Annotated in this window: 11 protein-coding genes; all 11 read right to left on the minus strand. The window is 69.9% G+C overall.

Translation table 11 applies throughout. The annotated features are described in order from the left end of the window. Positions 1-15: 15 nt before the first annotated feature. The 11 genes from recQ to nuoE all read right to left on the minus strand — a co-directional run bounded on the left by recQ (position 16) and on the right by nuoE (position 15,281). Entirely contained in the window at positions 16-2,094 is a 2,079-nt protein-coding gene (gene recQ / locus EDD93_RS06525; RefSeq protein ID WP_398902993.1) for a DNA helicase RecQ, read from the minus strand. A gap of 117 nt (positions 2,095-2,211) precedes the next feature. Then, positions 2,212-3,876 carry an NADH-quinone oxidoreductase subunit NuoN gene (nuoN, locus tag EDD93_RS06530; protein WP_185092226.1) on the minus strand — a complete coding sequence of 555 codons (1,665 nt, stop codon included), beginning with the start codon at positions 3,874-3,876 and terminating at the stop codon, positions 2,212-2,214. Further along, positions 3,873-5,444, minus strand: coding sequence for an NADH-quinone oxidoreductase subunit M (locus EDD93_RS06535; protein ID WP_123524247.1), 1,572 nt, complete (start codon positions 5,442-5,444; stop codon positions 3,873-3,875). The genes nuoN and EDD93_RS06535 overlap by 4 nt, the downstream gene beginning before the upstream one ends. Before the next feature lie 4 nt (positions 5,445-5,448). Beyond that, on the minus strand, positions 5,449-7,344 hold the full coding sequence (nuoL, locus tag EDD93_RS06540; RefSeq protein ID WP_123524248.1) for an NADH-quinone oxidoreductase subunit L: 1,896 nt from the start codon (positions 7,342-7,344) through the stop codon (positions 5,449-5,451). A 15-nt stretch (positions 7,345-7,359) separates the two neighbouring features. Beyond that, positions 7,360-7,659 (minus strand): NADH-quinone oxidoreductase subunit NuoK, encoded by a 300-nt coding sequence (nuoK, locus tag EDD93_RS06545; RefSeq protein WP_024493678.1) that lies wholly within the window; start codon positions 7,657-7,659, stop codon positions 7,360-7,362. Then, positions 7,656-8,486 carry an NADH-quinone oxidoreductase subunit J gene (locus EDD93_RS06550; RefSeq protein ID WP_123524249.1) on the minus strand — a complete coding sequence of 277 codons (831 nt, stop codon included), beginning with the start codon at positions 8,484-8,486 and terminating at the stop codon, positions 7,656-7,658. The genes nuoK and EDD93_RS06550 overlap by 4 nt, the downstream gene beginning before the upstream one ends. Continuing rightward, positions 8,483-9,205, minus strand: coding sequence for an NADH-quinone oxidoreductase subunit NuoI (gene nuoI / locus EDD93_RS06555; protein ID WP_123524250.1), 723 nt, complete (start codon positions 9,203-9,205; stop codon positions 8,483-8,485). The genes EDD93_RS06550 and nuoI overlap by 4 nt, the downstream gene beginning before the upstream one ends. Further along, entirely contained in the window at positions 9,198-10,601 is a 1,404-nt protein-coding gene (nuoH, locus tag EDD93_RS06560; RefSeq protein WP_123524251.1) for an NADH-quinone oxidoreductase subunit NuoH, read from the minus strand. Before nuoH ends, nuoI begins: the two co-directional genes overlap by 8 nt. Next, positions 10,598-13,105, minus strand: a complete 2,508-nt coding sequence (locus tag EDD93_RS06565; RefSeq protein WP_123524252.1) for an NADH-quinone oxidoreductase subunit G — start codon at positions 13,103-13,105, stop codon at positions 10,598-10,600. Before EDD93_RS06565 ends, nuoH begins: the two co-directional genes overlap by 4 nt. Beyond that, positions 13,102-14,466 (minus strand): NADH-quinone oxidoreductase subunit NuoF, encoded by a 1,365-nt coding sequence (gene nuoF, locus EDD93_RS06570; protein ID WP_123524253.1) that lies wholly within the window; start codon positions 14,464-14,466, stop codon positions 13,102-13,104. Before nuoF ends, EDD93_RS06565 begins: the two co-directional genes overlap by 4 nt. Further along, positions 14,466-15,281, minus strand: a complete 816-nt coding sequence (gene nuoE, locus EDD93_RS06575; RefSeq protein WP_123524254.1) for an NADH-quinone oxidoreductase subunit NuoE — start codon at positions 15,279-15,281, stop codon at positions 14,466-14,468. The genes nuoF and nuoE overlap by 1 nt, the downstream gene beginning before the upstream one ends. Between the last annotated feature and the right edge of the window lie 17 nt (positions 15,282-15,298).

A 15,298-nucleotide genomic window follows, 5' to 3' on the forward strand; every position in this document is an offset into this window, starting at 1 on the left:
TCGGGGAAGCCTCACTCAGTCGAATTCCGGCGGCTCCTCGCCCCAGCCGAACTCCGGGTCGGGGTCCTGAGCCACGGGCCGGGCCGCGGCGGGGGCGGGTGCGGGGGCAGGGGCAGGGGCAGGGGCAGGGGCAGGTACGGGCGCCGGGGGCGCGGCCGGGGCCGGCAGCGGAGCCGCTTCCGGGGCCGGGGCGTCCGTGGGCGCGGCGTCGAACGAGGCGAGGACCTCCAGCACCCCGTCCCCGTACGTCGCCAGCTTCTTCTCGCCCAGGCCGCTGATGCCGCCCAGCTCGGCGGTGGAGGACGGGCGCAGCGTCGCGATCTCACGGAGCGTCGCGTCGTGGAAGATCACGTAGGCCGGGAGGCCCAGCTCCTTCGCCTGGGCGCCGCGCCAGGCGCGCAGGGCCTCGAAGACCGGCACGGCCTGCTCCGGCAGCTCGGCGGCCGCCGCCGAGGACTTCGCCTTCCGGTCGCCCTTCGAGGAGCGCGACGCGGGCTTCGGGGCCTCCTTGCGCAGCAGGACCTCGCGCTCCCGGCCGAGGACCGAGGCGCTGTCCTCCGTCAGCACCAGCGTGCCGTACTCGCCCTCGACGGCGAGCAGGCCCTGGGCCAGCAGCTGTCGGACCACACCGCGCCACTCCGCCTCGGCCAGCTCCTCGCCGATGCCGAACACCGAGAGCTGGTCGTGGTCGAACTGGATGATCTTCGCCGTCTTGCGGCCCAGCAGGATGTCGATGATCTGGCCCGCGCCGAACTTCTGGCCGCGCTCCCGCTTCAGCCGTACCACCGTGGACAGCAGCTTCTGGGAGACCACCGTGCCGTCCCAGGTCTCGGGCGGGGCGAGGCAGGTGTCGCAGTTGCCGCAGGAGGCGGTGGCGGGCTCCTGGCCGAAGTACTTCAGCAGCTGGGCCCGGCGGCACCGTACGGTCTCGCACAGGGCCAGCATGGAGTCCAGGTGCGAGGCGGCCCGGCGGCGGAAGGCCTCGTCGCCCTCGCCGCCCTGGATGAGCTTGCGCTGCTGGACGACGTCCTGGAGCCCGTAGGCCATCCAGGCCGTGGACGGGGCGCCGTCACGGCCGGCGCGGCCGGTCTCCTGGTAGTAGCCCTCGACGGACTTCGGCAGGTCGAGGTGGGCGACGAAGCGCACGTCCGGCTTGTCGATGCCCATGCCGAAAGCGATCGTCGCGACGACGACGAGGCCCTCCTCGCGCAGGAAGCGGGACTGGTGGAGCGCGCGGATGCCGGCGTCCAGACCCGCGTGGTACGGGACGGCCTCGATGCCGTTGCGGCAGAGGTACTCGGCGGTCTTCTCGGTGGAGTTGCGCGAGAGGCAGTAGACGATGCCCGCGTCCCCGGCGTGCTCCTCCTTGAGGAAGGACAGCAGCTGCTTCTTCGGGTCGGCCTTGGGCACGATGCGGTACTGGATGTTGGGCCGGTCGAAGCCCGCCACGAAGTGCTTGGCGTCGGGCATGCCCAGGCGCCGGGTGATCTCCTCGTGCGTGGCCGCGGTCGCCGTCGCCGTCAGCGCGATCCGGGGTACGTCGGGCCAGCGCTCGCCCAGCACGGACAGGGCCAGGTAGTCGGGCCGGAAGTCGTGGCCCCACTGGGCGACGCAGTGCGCCTCGTCGATGGCGAAGACGGAGATCTCGCCCCGGGAGAGCAGGCCGAGCGTGGAGTCCAGCCGGAGCCGCTCCGGGGCCAGGTACAGCAGGTCGAGCTCGCCCGCGACGTACTGGGCCTCCATCGAGCGGCGCTCGTCGAGGTCCTGCGTGGAGTTGATGAACCCGGCCCGCACGCCCAGTGCGCGCAGCGCGTCCACCTGGTCCTGCATCAGGGCGATCAGGGGTGAGATGACGATGCCCGTACCGGGCCTGACCAGGGACGGGATCTGGTAGCAGAGCGACTTGCCGCCACCGGTCGGCATGAGCACCACGGCGTCCCCGCCGGCCACCACATGGTCGACGACCGCTTCCTGCTCACCCCGGAACGCCTCGTACCCGAAAACCCGGTGGAGCGTCTGCCGTGCGTCGCTCTCGGTCACACCCATGGTCACGCCTGTCACGCCCGTCCCGCTCATCGCTCTGTCCCCCGGCATCCGGCCCGTTCCTGTCTCCGCGCTCTCCTGCCACGATAGGCGCCGCGTACGACAACGCCGGACGGGCTTGACTTCCAAGCACGTCCGGCGCTGTTCCAGCGGTGGTACGGGTGACCCCTACCGCACGAAGACTCCCGCCTGGCTCGCCAGGTCCAGGAAGTACTGCGGGGCCAGGCCCAGCACCAGCGTGACCGCGACACCGACCGCGATCGTGGTCATCGTCAGCGGGGACGGGACGGCGACCGTGGGGCCGTCCGCCTTCGGCTCGCTGAAGAACATCAGCACGATGACCCGGATGTAGAAGAACGCGGCGATCGCGGACGAGATCACACCGACGACGACCAGGCCGCCGGCGCCACCGTCGGCCGCGGCCTTGAACACCGCGAACTTCCCGGAGAAGCCCGAGGTCAGCGGGATACCGGCGAAGGCCAGCAAGAACACCGCGAAGACCGCGGCGACCAGCGGGGAGCGGCGGCCGAGACCGGCCCACTTCGACAGGTGCGTCGCCTCGCCGCCCGCGTCGCGCACCAGGGTGACGACGGCGAAGGCGCCGACCGTCACGAAGGAGTACGTGGCCAGGTAGAAGAGGACCGAGGAGATGCCCTCCGGGGTGGCCGCGATGACACCGGCGAGGATGAAGCCGGCGTGCGCGATCGAGGAGTAGGCGAGCAGCCGCTTGATGTCGGTCTGGGTGATGGCGACGACCGCACCGCCCAGCATCGTGACGATCGCGACGCCCCACATGACCGGGCGCAGGTCCCAGGTGAGGCCCGGCAGCACCACGTACAGCAGGCGCAGCAGCGCGCCGAACGCGGCGACCTTGGTGGCCGCGGCCATGAAGCCGGTGACCGGGGTCGGGGCGCCCTGGTAGACGTCCGGGGTCCACATGTGGAACGGGACGGCGCCGACCTTGAAGAGCAGACCGGTCAGGATCATCGCGCCGCCGATGAGCAGCAGCGCGTCGTTGCCCATGGTGTCCGCGAGCGCCGGGTCGATCTTCTGGACGGAACCGTCCACGACGGCGGCGATCCTGGCGTACGAGACGGAGCCCGCGTAGCCGTAGAGCAGGGCGATCCCGAAGAGCAGGAACGCCGAGGAGAAGGCGCCGAGCAGGAAGTACTTCACCGCGGCCTCCTGCGACATCAGCCGCTTGCGGCGGGCGACGGCGCACAGGAGGTAGAGCGGGAGCGAGAAGACTTCCAGGGCCACGAAGAGCGTCAGCAGGTCGTTGGCCGCCGGGAAGACCAGCATGCCCGCGACCGAGAAGAGGATCAGCGGGAAGACCTCGGTGGTGGTGAACCCGGCCTTGACCGCGGCCTTCTCGCTGTCGCTGCCGGGCACGGACGCGGCCTGTGCGGCGAAGGAGTCGACCCTGTTGCCGTGCGAGGCGGGGTCGAGCCGCCGCTCCGCGAAGGTGAAGACGGCGACCAGCGACGTCAGCAGGATGGTGCCCTGGAGGAACAGGGCCGGCCCGTCGATCGCGACGGCCCCCATCGCGGCGATGTGCGCCTTCGTCGTACCGTATCCGTCGGCCGCGAGGCCGATCACCGCGGCGAACGCGGCGACGAGGGCGACGACGGTCAGGAAGATCTGCGTGTGGTAGCGGGCCCGGCGCGGCACGAAGGCCTCGACGAGGACGCCCAGTACGGCGACTCCGATCACGATCAGGACCGGGGTCAGCTGGGTGTACTCGATGACCGGTGCCTTGAACTTCTCGTCAGGCGCGGCCGATGTCACCCCGCCCGCCATCGTCCACAGGCTGTGGACAGCTGTTGCGCTCACTTGACGGCCTCCACCTGGGGCTGCGGGTCCTTCTTCTGTACGTCCGACATGGTGTGCTGCACCGCCGGGTTGACGATCTCCGTCAGCGGCTTCGGGTAGACGCCCAGGAAGATCAGCAGGGCGATCAGCGGGACGACCACCACCAGTTCACGGACCTTGAGGTCCGTCATGCCCTGGACCTCGGCCTTGACCGGTCCCGTCATCGTCCGCTGGTAGAGCACCAGGACGTAGATCGCGGCGAGCACGATCCCGGTGGTGGCGATGATGCCGACCACCGGATAGGCGGAGAACACGCCGACCAGGACCAGGAACTCACTGACGAACGGGGCGAGCCCCGGCAGCGACAGGGTGGCCAGACCGCCGATCAGGAAGGTGCCGGCCAGGATCGGGGCCACCTTCTGGACTCCGCCGTAGTCGGCGATGAGCCGTGAGCCGCGCCGGGTGATCAGGAAGCCCGCCACCAGCATCAGCGCGGCCGTCGAGATGCCGTGGTTGATCATGTAGAGCGTCGCGCCCGACTGCCCCTGGCTCGTCATCGCGAAGATGCCCAGGATGATGAAGCCGAAGTGCGAGATCGACGCGTAGGCGATCAGCCGCTTGATGTCGCGCTGGCCGACGGCGAGCAGCGCCCCGTAGACGATGCTGATCAGCGCCAGGACCAGGACCACCGGGGTGGCCCACTTGCTGGCCTCCGGGAAGAGCTGGAGGCAGAAGCGCAGCATCGCGAAGGTGCCGACCTTGTCGACGACGGCGGTGATCAGCACGGCGACCGGGGTGGTCGCCTCCCCCATCGCGTTGGGCAGCCAGGTGTGCAGGGGCCACAGCGGGGCCTTCACCGCGAAGGCGAAGAAGAACCCGAGGAAGAGCCAGCGCTCGGTGCTGGTCGCCATGGAGAACGTGCCGTTGGCGCGGGCCTCGGCGATCTCGGAGAGCGAGAACGTCCCCGCGACCGTGTAGAGCCCGATCACCGCGGCCAGCATGATGAGGCCGCCGACCAGGTTGTAGAGGAGGAACTTCACCGCCGCGTACGAGCGTTGCGCCGCGGCGTTCTCGTCGCTGCCGGTGTGGGCCCGGTCCCCGAAGCCGCCGATGAGGAAGTACATCGGGATGAGCATGGCTTCGAAGAGGATGTAGAAGAGGAAGACGTCGGTGGCGACGAAGGAGAGGACCACCATCGCTTCGACCATCAGGATCAAGGCGAAGAAGCCCTGAGTGGGGCGCCAGCGCGAGGAGTTCGTCTCCAGGGGGTCGGCGTCGTGCCAGCCGGCCAGGATGACGAAGGGGATCAGCAGAGCGGTGAGCGCCATGAGCGCCAGCCCGATGCCGTCCACGCCCAGTTCGTACCGGACGCCGAAGTCCTTGATCCAGGCGTGCGATTCGGTGAGCTGGAAGCGGCTGCCGCCGGGTTCGAAGCGGGCGAGCGCGATGCCCGCCAGCACCAGGGTGCCCAGCGAGAAGGCCAGGGCCAGCCATTTGGCGGCGGTGCGCCGTGCGGCCGGGACGGCGGCGGTGGCGATCGCGCCGATCGCCGGGAGCGCCGCCGTCGCTGTCAGGAGGGGAAAGGACATGTGATCAGACCGCCCTCATCAGCAGGGTCGCGGCGATGAGAACCGCCGTACCGCCGAACATCGAGACCGCGTAGGAGCGGGCGTAGCCGTTCTGCAGTTTTCGCAGCCGGCCGGAGAGCCCGCCCATGGAGGCGGCCGTGCCGTTGACGACCCCGTCGACCAGGGTGTGGTCCATGTAGACCAGGGAGCGGGTGAGGTGCTCGCCGCCGCGGACCAGGACCACGTGGTTGAAGTCGTCCTGGAGCAGATCGCGGCGGGCGGCCCGGGTGAGCAGCGAGCCGCGCGGGGCGACCGCCGGCACGGGCTTGCGCCCGTACATCAGCCAGGCGATGCCGACCCCGATGACCAGCACCACCATGGTGGCGGCGGTCACGGTGGTCGCGCTGACCGGGGCGTCGCCGTGGTCGTGGCCGGTGACGGGCTCCAGCCAGTGCAGGAAGCGGTCACCGATGGAGAAGAAGCCACCGGCGAAGACCGAACCGAAGGCCAGCACGATCATGGGGATCGTCATGGACTTCGGGGACTCGTGCGGGTGCGGCTCGTGGCCCTCCGCGTCGGGGACCCAGCGCTTCTCGCCGAAGAACGTCAGCAGCATCACGCGCGTCATGTAGAACGCGGTGATCCCGGCGCCGACCAGGGTCACGGCTCCCAGGATCCAGCCCTCGGCGCCGCCCTTGGCGAAGGCCGCCTCGATGATCTTGTCCTTGGAGAAGAAGCCGGACAGTCCGGGGAAGCCGATGATCGCGAGGTAGCCGAGGCCGAAGGTGACGAAGGTGACCGGCATGTACTTCCGCAGGCCGCCGAACTTCCTCATGTCGACCTCGTCGTTCATGCCGTGCATGACCGAACCGGCGCCGAGGAAGAGCCCGGCCTTGAAGAAGCCGTGCGTCACCAGGTGCATGATCGCGAAGACGTAGCCGATCGGGCCGAGCCCGGCGGCCAGGATCATGTAGCCGATCTGCGACATCGTCGAGCCTGCGAGGGCCTTCTTGATGTCGTCCTTCGCGCAACCGACGATCGCACCGAAGATCAGCGTGACCGCGCCGACCACCACGACGACCGTCTGGGCGTCCGGGGCGGCGTTGAAGATCGCGCCGGAGCGGACGATGAGGTAGACGCCCGCGGTCACCATGGTGGCGGCGTGGATCAGGGCCGAGACCGGGGTCGGGCCCTCCATCGCGTCACCGAGCCAGGACTGCAGCGGCACCTGGGCGGACTTGCCGCAGGCGGCGAGCAGCAGCATCAGGCCGATCGCCGTCAGCTTGCCCTCGCTCGCCCCGCCGGTCGCCTCCAGGACGGGGCCGAAGGCGAAGGTGCCGAAGGTGGTGAACATCAGCATGATCGCGATCGACAGGCCCATGTCACCGACGCGGTTGACCAGGAAGGCCTTCTTCGCGGCGGTGGCCGCACTGGGCTTGTGCTGCCAGAAGCCGATGAGCAGGTACGACGCCAGACCGACGCCCTCCCACCCGACGTACAGCAGCAGGTAGTTGTCGGCGATGACCAGGATCAGCATCGCCGCGAGGAAGAGGTTCAGATAGCCGAAGAAGCGGCGCCGGCGCTCGTCGTGCGCCATGTAGCCGATCGAGTAGATGTGGATCAGCGTGCCCACACCGGTGATCAGCAGGACGAACGTCATCGACAGCTGGTCGAGCTGGAAGGCCACATCGGCCTGGAAGCCCTCGACCGGGATCCAGCTGAACAGCTTCTGGTGCAGCGCCCGGTCCTCCGCGCCCTTCCCCAGCATGTCGAGGAAGAGCACGACGCCGATGACGAAGGAGGCGCCGGCGAGCAGGGTGCCGAGATAGTGGCCCACACGGTCAAGACGTCGGCCGCCGCAGAGCAGTACCGCCGCTCCGAGCAGGGGCGCCGCGACAAGCAGCGCAATCAGGTTCTCCACAGTTCCTAGCTCCCCTTACAGCTTCATCAGGCTGGCGTCGTCGACCGAGGCCGAGTGGCGGGAACGGAACAGCGACACGATGATCGCGAGCCCGACCACGACCTCCGCGGCGGCGACGACCATCGTGAAGAAGGCGATGATCTGGCCGTCGAGATTGCCGTGCATGCGGGAGAAGGTGACGAACGCGAGGTTGCAGGCGTTGAGCATCAGCTCCACGCACATGAACACCACGATCGCGTTCCGCCTGATCAGCACTCCGGACGCGCCGATGGTGAACAGCAGTGCGGCGAGATAGAGGTAGTTGACCGGATTCACTTGGCGACCTCCTCTTCGTCGGCGGTGTCCCGGCCGAGCCGTTCGCCGGAGCGCTGCTCCAGCGCCTTGAGCTCGGCCAGCGACTCGTTGGACACATCGCGCATCTGGCCGCGTTTGCGCAGCGTCTGCATCACGGTGAGTTCGGACGGGGTGCCGTCGGGGAGCAGACCGGCGATGTCCACGGCGTTGTGCCGGGCGTAGACACCGGGGGCGGGCAGCGGCGGCAGGTGGCTGCTGCGGACGCGCTCCTCGGACATCTCCCGCTGGGTCTTCGCCCGTTCGGTGCGCTCGCGGTGCGTGAGCACCATCGCGCCGACGGTCGCGGTGATCAGCAGGGCGCCGGTGATCTCGAAGGCGAAGACGTACTTGGTGAAGATGAGGCTGGCGAGCCCCTCGACGTTTCCGCCGTGCTCAGTGTTGGCGGCGCCGAGCCCGTTGAAGCTGTTCAGCGAGGCGTTGCCGATGCCGGCGATCAGGAGGACACCGAAGCCGAGACCGCAGCCGATGGCCAGCCAGCGCTGGCCCTTGAGGGTCTCCTTCAGGGAGTCCGCCGCCGTGACACCGACGAGCATGACCACGAAGAGGAACAGCATCATGATCGCGCCGGTGTAGACGACGACCTGGACGATGCCCAGGAAGTACGCCCCGTTGGCGAGGTAGAAGACCGCCAGGATGATCATGGTCCCGGCGAGGCTCAGCGCACTGTGCACGGCCCTCCTCATCAGGACGGTGGACAGCGCGCCGATCACGGCGACGGTGCCGAGCACCCAGAACTGGAAGGCCTCGCCGGTGGAGGTCTGGGAGGCCGCAGCGGCCAGGCCGGTCATGCGTCCACCTCCGAGCCGTTGCTCTCGTGCGCGTCCTCGGCCGGCTTCTCGCCCTTGGAGACGGCGACCTGACGTTCCGTACCGGGGGCGACCTCGGTCACCAGGCCCCGGTAGTAGTCCTGTTCGTCCGTGCCGGGGAAGATCGCGTGCGGACTGTCGACCATGCCTTCCTCCAGGCCCGCGAGCAGCTCGTCCTTGGTGTAGATGAGGCTCTCGCGGGTGGTGTTGGCCAGTTCGAACTCGTTGGTCATCGTCAGCGCCCGGGTCGGGCAGGCCTCGATGCACAGTCCGCACAGGATGCAGCGCGCGTAGTTGATCTGGTAGACGCGGCCGTAGCGCTCCCCCGGGGAGTAGCGCTCCTCGTCGGTGTTGTCCGCGCCCTCGACGTAGATCGCGTCCGCCGGGCAGGCCCAGGCGCACAGCTCGCAGCCGATGCACTTCTCCAGGCCGTCCGGGTGGCGGTTGAGCTGGTGCCGGCCGTGGAAGCGCGGCGCCGTCACCTTCGGCGTCTCCGGGTACTGCTCGGTCAGCCGCTTCTTGAACATGGCCTTGAAGGTCACGCCGAAGCCGGCCACCGGATTCTGGAACTTGTCGTCCGAGGACTGCGGGGACTGGGCGGACCCGCCGGCCCCCGAACCCCCGGAAGCCACACTCGACCCCGTCGGCCCGGTGGCCTTCGGGGGCCTCTCGGACCCCCGCGACTCAGGCAGTTCAGACATGGTCGGCCTCCTTTCCGTCACTCGGATTTCCGTCACTCTGAGTATCCACGCCGCCACTGACAACGAGCTCGCGCTCACGGCGCGGCACCCGCCTCGGCACGGGCGGCAGGGTCTGTCCGGGCAGGGGTGGCACCGGGAATCCGCCCGCCATCGGGTCGAACGCGGGCTCCGGCTCGGCCTCCGCCTCGGCGGCCCGGCCCTTCCTGTCGCGGAACATGTCGACGACGAAGGAGATCAGCAGGATCGCGATCACGGCCCCGGCCACGTAGAGCAGGATCTTCGAGTAGTCGTAGCCCTCGTTGCGCAGCGCCCGCACCGTGGCGACCAGCATCAGCCAGACCACGGAGACCGGGATCAGGACCTTCCAGCCCAGCTTCATCAGCTGGTCGTAGCGGACCCGGGGCAGCGTGCCGCGCAGCCAGATGAAGAAGAACAGCAGCAGCTGGACCTTGATGACGAACCAGAGCATCGGCCACCAGCCGTGGTTCGCGCCCTCCCAGAAGGTGCTGATCGGCCACGGGGCCCGCCAGCCGCCCAGGAACAGGGTGATGGAGACCGCGGAGACGGTGACCATGTTGACGTACTCGGCGAGCATGAACATCGCGAACTTGATAGACGAGTACTCGGTGTTGAAGCCGCCGACCAGGTCACCCTCGGACTCGGGCATGTCGAACGGGGCGCGGTTGGTCTCACCGACCATCGTGATGATGTAGATGATGAACGAGACCGGCAGCAGCAGGATGAACCAGCGGTCCTGCTGCGCCTCCACGATCTTCGAGGTCGACATCGACCCGGAGTAGAGGAACACCGAGGCGAACGCGGCGCCCATCGCAATCTCGTAGCTGATCATCTGCGCGCAGGAGCGCAGGCCGCCGAGCAGCGGGTACGTCGATCCGGATGACCAGCCCGCGAGGACGATGCCGTAGATGCCGACCGAGGCGACCGCGAGGATGTAGAGCATCGCGATCGGCAGGTCGGTGAGCTGCATCGCCGTACGGTGCCCGAAGATCGAGACCTCGTTGCCGGACGGGCCGAACGGGATCACCGCGATCGCCATGAACGCCGGTACGGCGGCGACGATCGGGGCGAGGATGTAGACGACCTTGTCCGCACGCTTGACGACCAGGTCCTCCTTCAGCATCAGCTTGATGCCGTCGGCCAGCGACTGGAGCATGCCCCAGGGGCCGTGCCGGTTGGGACCGATGCGCAGCTGCATCCAGGCGACGACCTTGCGCTCCCACACGATGGAGAAGAGCACGGTCACCATCAGGAACGCGAAGCAGAAGACCGCCTTGACGACGACGAGCCACCAGGGGTCGGTGCCGAACATCGACAGGTCCTCGGCGGCGAGCACCGCACCGTGCGGGGCCGCGGCCAGTTGAGCGAGGGCAGTCACGCTCGCACCTCCGGTGTGACGTCGGGAGTACCCGGTGCGGCGGGACCGATCCGCACCAGACCGCCGGGCTGGGCGCCGGTGGTGGCCGGCACGCCCCGTCCGGTGGAGTTCAGCGGCACCCAGACCACCCGGTCCGGCATGTCGGTGACCTGGAGCGGGAGTTCCACGCTCCCGGCCGGACCGCTGACGGCCAGCAGGTCGCCGTCCTTGACTCCGGTCTCGGCCGCGGTGACGGCGGAGAGCCGGGCGACCGCGGCGTGCCGGGTCCCGGCCAGCGCCGTGTCGCCCTCCTGGAGCCGGCCCAGGTCGAGCAGCATCCGGTGGCCCGCGAGGACCGCCTCGCCGTCGCCGGGCCTGGGCAGCGGCTGGGACGCCTCACGCGGGTCGTCCGCGTGCGTGCCCCGCCACCCGCCGAGGCGGTCCAGCTCGCGGCGGACCGACTTCAGGTCCGGCAGCGCGAAGTGGACGTCCATCGCGTCGGCCAGCATGTGCAGCACCCGGGCGTCGCCCGGCGCGAGGGTCCGGGTCATCTGCTCGGGCTTCAGCGCGGCCTCGAACATCCGGGCCCTGCCCTCCCAGTTGAGGAAGGTGCCGGACTTCTCGGCGACCGCGGCCACCGGGAACACCACGTCGGCGCGGTCGGTGACCTCGCTGGGGCGCAGTTCGAGGGAGACCAGGAAGCCGACCCGGTCCAGGGCCTCCAGGGCCAGCGCGGGGTCGGGCAGGTCCGCGGTCTCGACCCCGGCGACGAGCAGGGCGCCCAGTTCACCGGAGGCCGCGGCCTCGATGATCTGGCCGGTGTCGCGGCCGAAGCGGGACGGGAGTTCGGCGACGCCCCACAGGGCCGCCACCTCGTCCCGGGCCCTCGGGTCGGTGGACGGGCGGCCGCCGGGCAGCAGCGACGGGAGTGCGCCCGCCTCCACCGCGCCGCGCTCGCCGGCCCGCCGGGGAATCCACACCAGGCCGGCACCGGTGGCGGCGGCGGCCCGTACCGCGGCGGTCGGGCCGCCCGGCACACCGGCCAGCCGCTCCCCCACCACGATCAGGGCGCCGGCACCGCGCAGCGCCTCGGCAGCGGCGGCTCCGTCGCCGTCCAGGCCGACGCCGCCCGCGATCGCGTCCAGCCACTCCGTCTCGGTTCCGGGGGCGGCCGGCAGCAGGGTGCCGCCCGCCTTGGTGAGCCCTCGGGTGGCGTGCGAGGCGACGGCGAAGGTCCGCTGGCCGCTCTTGCGGTTGGCCTTGCGCAGCCGCAGGAAGACGCCGGGCGCCTCCTCCTCGGACTCGAAGCCGACCAGCAGTACGGCCGGTGCCTTCTCCAGCGAGGTGTACGTGGCCCCGGCGCCGTCCAGGTCGCGGCCGCGCCCGGCGACGCGGGCGGCCAGGAAGTCGCCCTCCTCGCTGCTGTGCACCCGGGCCCGGAAGTCGATGTCGTTGGTGTCCAGGGCGATCCGGGCGAACTTGCTGTACGCGTAGGCGTCCTCGACGGTCAGCCGGCCGCCGGTGAGGACCCCGGCCCTGCCGCGTGCGGCGGCGAGCCCGGTGGCCGCGGCCTCCAGCGCCTCGGGCCAGCTCGCCGGCTCCAGCTCGCCGGACTCGCCGCGCACCAGCGGGGTGGTGAGCCGGTCGCGCTGCTGGGCGTAGCGGAAGCCGAAGCGGCCCTTGTCGCAGAGCCACTCCTCGTTGACCTCGGGGTCGTTGGAGGCGAGCCGCCGCATGACCTTGCCGCGCCGGTGGTCGGTGCGGGTGGCGCAGCCGCCGGCGCAGTGCTCGCACACGGAGGGCGTGGACACCAGGTCGAAGGGGCGGGAACGGAACCGGTAGGCCGCCGAGGTCAGCGCGCCGACCGGGCAGATCTGGATGGTGTTGCCGGAGAAGTACGACTCGAACGGGTCGCCCTCGCCGGTGCCGACCTGCTGGAGCGCGCCGCGCTCGATCAGCTCGATCATCGGGTCGCCCGCCACCTGGTTGGAGAACCGGGTGCAGCGCGCGCAGAGCACGCACCGCTCACGGTCCAGGAGCACCTGGGTGGAGATCGGGACGGGCTTCGCGAAGGTGCGCTTCTGCCCGTCGAAGCGGGAGGTCGCGTCGCCGTGCGACATCGCCTGGTTCTGCAGGGGGCACTCGCCGCCCTTGTCGCAGACCGGGCAGTCCAGCGGGTGGTTGATGAGCAGCAGCTCCATCACACCGCGCTGCGCCTTTTCCGCGACGGGCGAGGTGATCTGCGACTTGACGACCATGCCGTCGGTGCAGGTGATGGTGCAGGACGCCATCGGCTTGCGCTGGCCCTCGACCTCGACGATGCACTGGCGGCAGGCGCCTGCGGGGTCGAGGAGCGGGTGGTCGCAGAAGCGCGGGATCTCGATGCCGAGGAGTTCGGCGGCCCGGATGACCAGGGTGCCCTTGGGCACGCTGATCTCGATGCCGTCGATGGTCAGCGTGACGAGGTCCTCGGGCGGGAGAGCCGCCTCGCCGCCCCCGGAGGGCGCACTCGTGGTGACTGTCATGCGTTCACCCCCCGGTGAGCGTTCTTGTCGTCGGCCCAGACGGTCGACTTGGCGGGATCGAAGGGGCAGCCCTTGCCCGTGATGTGCTGCTCGTACTCATCGCGGAAGTACTTGAGCGAGGAGAAGATCGGTGAGGCGGCACCGTCACCGAGGGCGCAGAACGACTTGCCGTTGATGTTGTCGGCGATGTCGTTCAGCTTGTCCAGGTCGGACATCTGGCCCTTGCCCGCCTCGATGTCGCGGAGCAACTGGACGAGCCAGTAGGTGCCCTCGCGGCAGGGTGTGCACTTGCCGCAGGACTCGTGGGCGTAGAACTCGGTCCAGCGGGTGACGGCGCGTACGACGCAGGTCGTCTCGTCGAAGCACTGGAGCGCCTTGGTGCCGAGCATGGAGCCGGCGGCGCCGACGCCCTCGTAGTCGAGGGGTACGTCGAGGTGCTCGTCGGTGAACATCGGGGTGGACGAGCCGCCCGGGGTCCAGAACTTGAGCCGGTGGCCGGGGCGCATGCCGCCGCTGATGTCGAGGAGCTGGCGCAGCGTGACGCCGAGCGGGGCCTCGTACTGGCCGGGGCCCGCGACGTGGCCGCTGAGCGAGTAGAGCGTGAAGCCCGGGGACTTCTCGCTGCCCATCGACTTGAACCAGTCCTTGCCCTTGTTCAGGATCGCGGGAACCGAGGCGATGGACTCGACGTTGTTCACCACAGTGGGGCAGGCGTACAGACCGGCGACCGCGGGGAAGGGCGGCCGGAGCCGGGGCTGGCCGCGCCGTCCTTCGAGCGAGTCGAGCAGCGCCGTCTCCTCACCGCAGATGTAGGCGCCGGCGCCCGCGTGCACGGTGAGTTCCAGATCGAGTCCGGAGCCCAGGATGTCCTTGCCGAGATAGCCCGCCTCCCGCGCCTCGCGTACGGCCTCGTGCAGCCGCCGCAGTACGGGGACGACTTCGCCGCGCAGGTAGATGAAGGCGTGCGAGGAGCGGATCGCGTAGCAGGCGATCACGATGCCTTCGATGAGGCTGTGCGGGTTGGCGAAGAGGAGCGGGATGTCCTTGCAGGTCCCCGGCTCCGACTCGTCGGCGTTGACCACCAGGTAGTGCGGTTTGCCGTCGCCCTGCGGGATGAACTGCCACTTCATCCCGGTGGGGAAGCCTGCGCCGCCCCGGCCGCGCAGACCGGAGTCCTTGACGTACGCGATGAGGTCGTCCGGGGACATGGCCAGCGCCTTGCGCAGACCTTCGTAGCCCTCGTGGCGGCGGTAGGTCTCCAGCGTCCAGGACTCTGGCTCGTCCCAGAAGGCGGACAGGACCGGTGCCAGAAGCTTCTCGGGACTGGTCCCGTTCTTGTCGATTTCGGCGGCCAACGTCATCACTCCCCCTCCTCGGCGGCGGGACCGGCCGGGTGGTCCGGGTCGGATGCCGAGGTCTGCTGTGGCGCGTCATGGGAGCTGAGGTGTTCGGCACCCTTCTGCGGTTCGTCGCGCGGGGCTTCGCCGCGCTGGCCCACCACGCGGGGCTGCGGCCCGGCCTCGCCCTTGGCCAGCTTCAGGCCGATCAGCGAGGCGGGTCCGGCGCCGCCGGTCGCCTCGACCGCGCCGGGGCGCTCGTCGGGGAAGCCGGCCAGTATCCGGGCGGTGTCCTTGTACGAGCACAGCGGGGCACCGCGGGTCGGCTCGACGGTGCGGCCGGCGATCAGGTCGTCGACGAGCCGGGTCGCGCTCTCGGGCGTCTGGTTGTCGAAGAACTCCCAGTTCACCATCACGACGGGCGCGAAGTCGCAGGCCGCGTTGCACTCGATGTGTTCGAGGGTGACCTTGCCGTCCTCGGTCGTCTCGTCGTTGCCGACGCCGAGGTGCTCCTTGAGCGTGTCGAAGATGGCGTCGCCGCCCATCACCGCGCAGAGCGTGTTGGTGCAGACGCCGACCTGGTAGTCACCGCTCGGCCTGCGCCGGTACATCGTGTAGAAGGTGGCGACCGCGGTGACCTCGGCGGTGGTGAGGCCGAGCAGTTCGGCGCAGAACGCCATGCCCGTGCGGGAGACGAACCCCTCCTCCGACTGCACCAGGTGCAGCAGCGGCAGCAGCGCGGAGCGGCTGCCGGGGTAGCGCGCGATCACCTCCTTCGCGTCCGCTTCGAGCCTGGCGCGCACCTCGGCCGGGTAGGCGGGGGCGGGGAGCTGCGGCATCCCCAGACTGACTTCGC

This window comes from Streptomyces sp. 840.1 (genome assembly GCF_003751445.1).
Taxonomy (GTDB): domain Bacteria; phylum Actinomycetota; class Actinomycetes; order Streptomycetales; family Streptomycetaceae; genus Streptomyces.

Excerpts from the sequence above, each read along its gene's own strand:
- recQ (WP_398902993.1), bottom strand. The coding sequence starts at position 2,094 with ATGCCGGGGGACAGAGCGATGAGCGGGACGGGCGTGACAGGCGTGACC.
- EDD93_RS06535 (WP_123524247.1), bottom strand. The coding sequence starts at position 5,444 with ATGTCCTTTCCCCTCCTGACAGCGACGGCGGCGCTCCCGGCGATCGGC.
- EDD93_RS06550 (WP_123524249.1), bottom strand. The coding sequence starts at position 8,486 with ATGACCGGCCTGGCCGCTGCGGCCTCCCAGACCTCCACCGGCGAGGCC.
- nuoI (WP_123524250.1), bottom strand. The coding sequence starts at position 9,205 with ATGTCTGAACTGCCTGAGTCGCGGGGGTCCGAGAGGCCCCCGAAGGCC.
- EDD93_RS06565 (WP_123524252.1), bottom strand. The coding sequence starts at position 13,105 with ATGACAGTCACCACGAGTGCGCCCTCCGGGGGCGGCGAGGCGGCTCTC.
- nuoF (WP_123524253.1), bottom strand. The coding sequence starts at position 14,466 with ATGACGTTGGCCGCCGAAATCGACAAGAACGGGACCAGTCCCGAGAAG.
- nuoE (WP_123524254.1), bottom strand. The coding sequence starts at position 15,281 with ATGCCGCAGCTCCCCGCCCCCGCCTACCCGGCCGAGGTGCGCGCCAGG.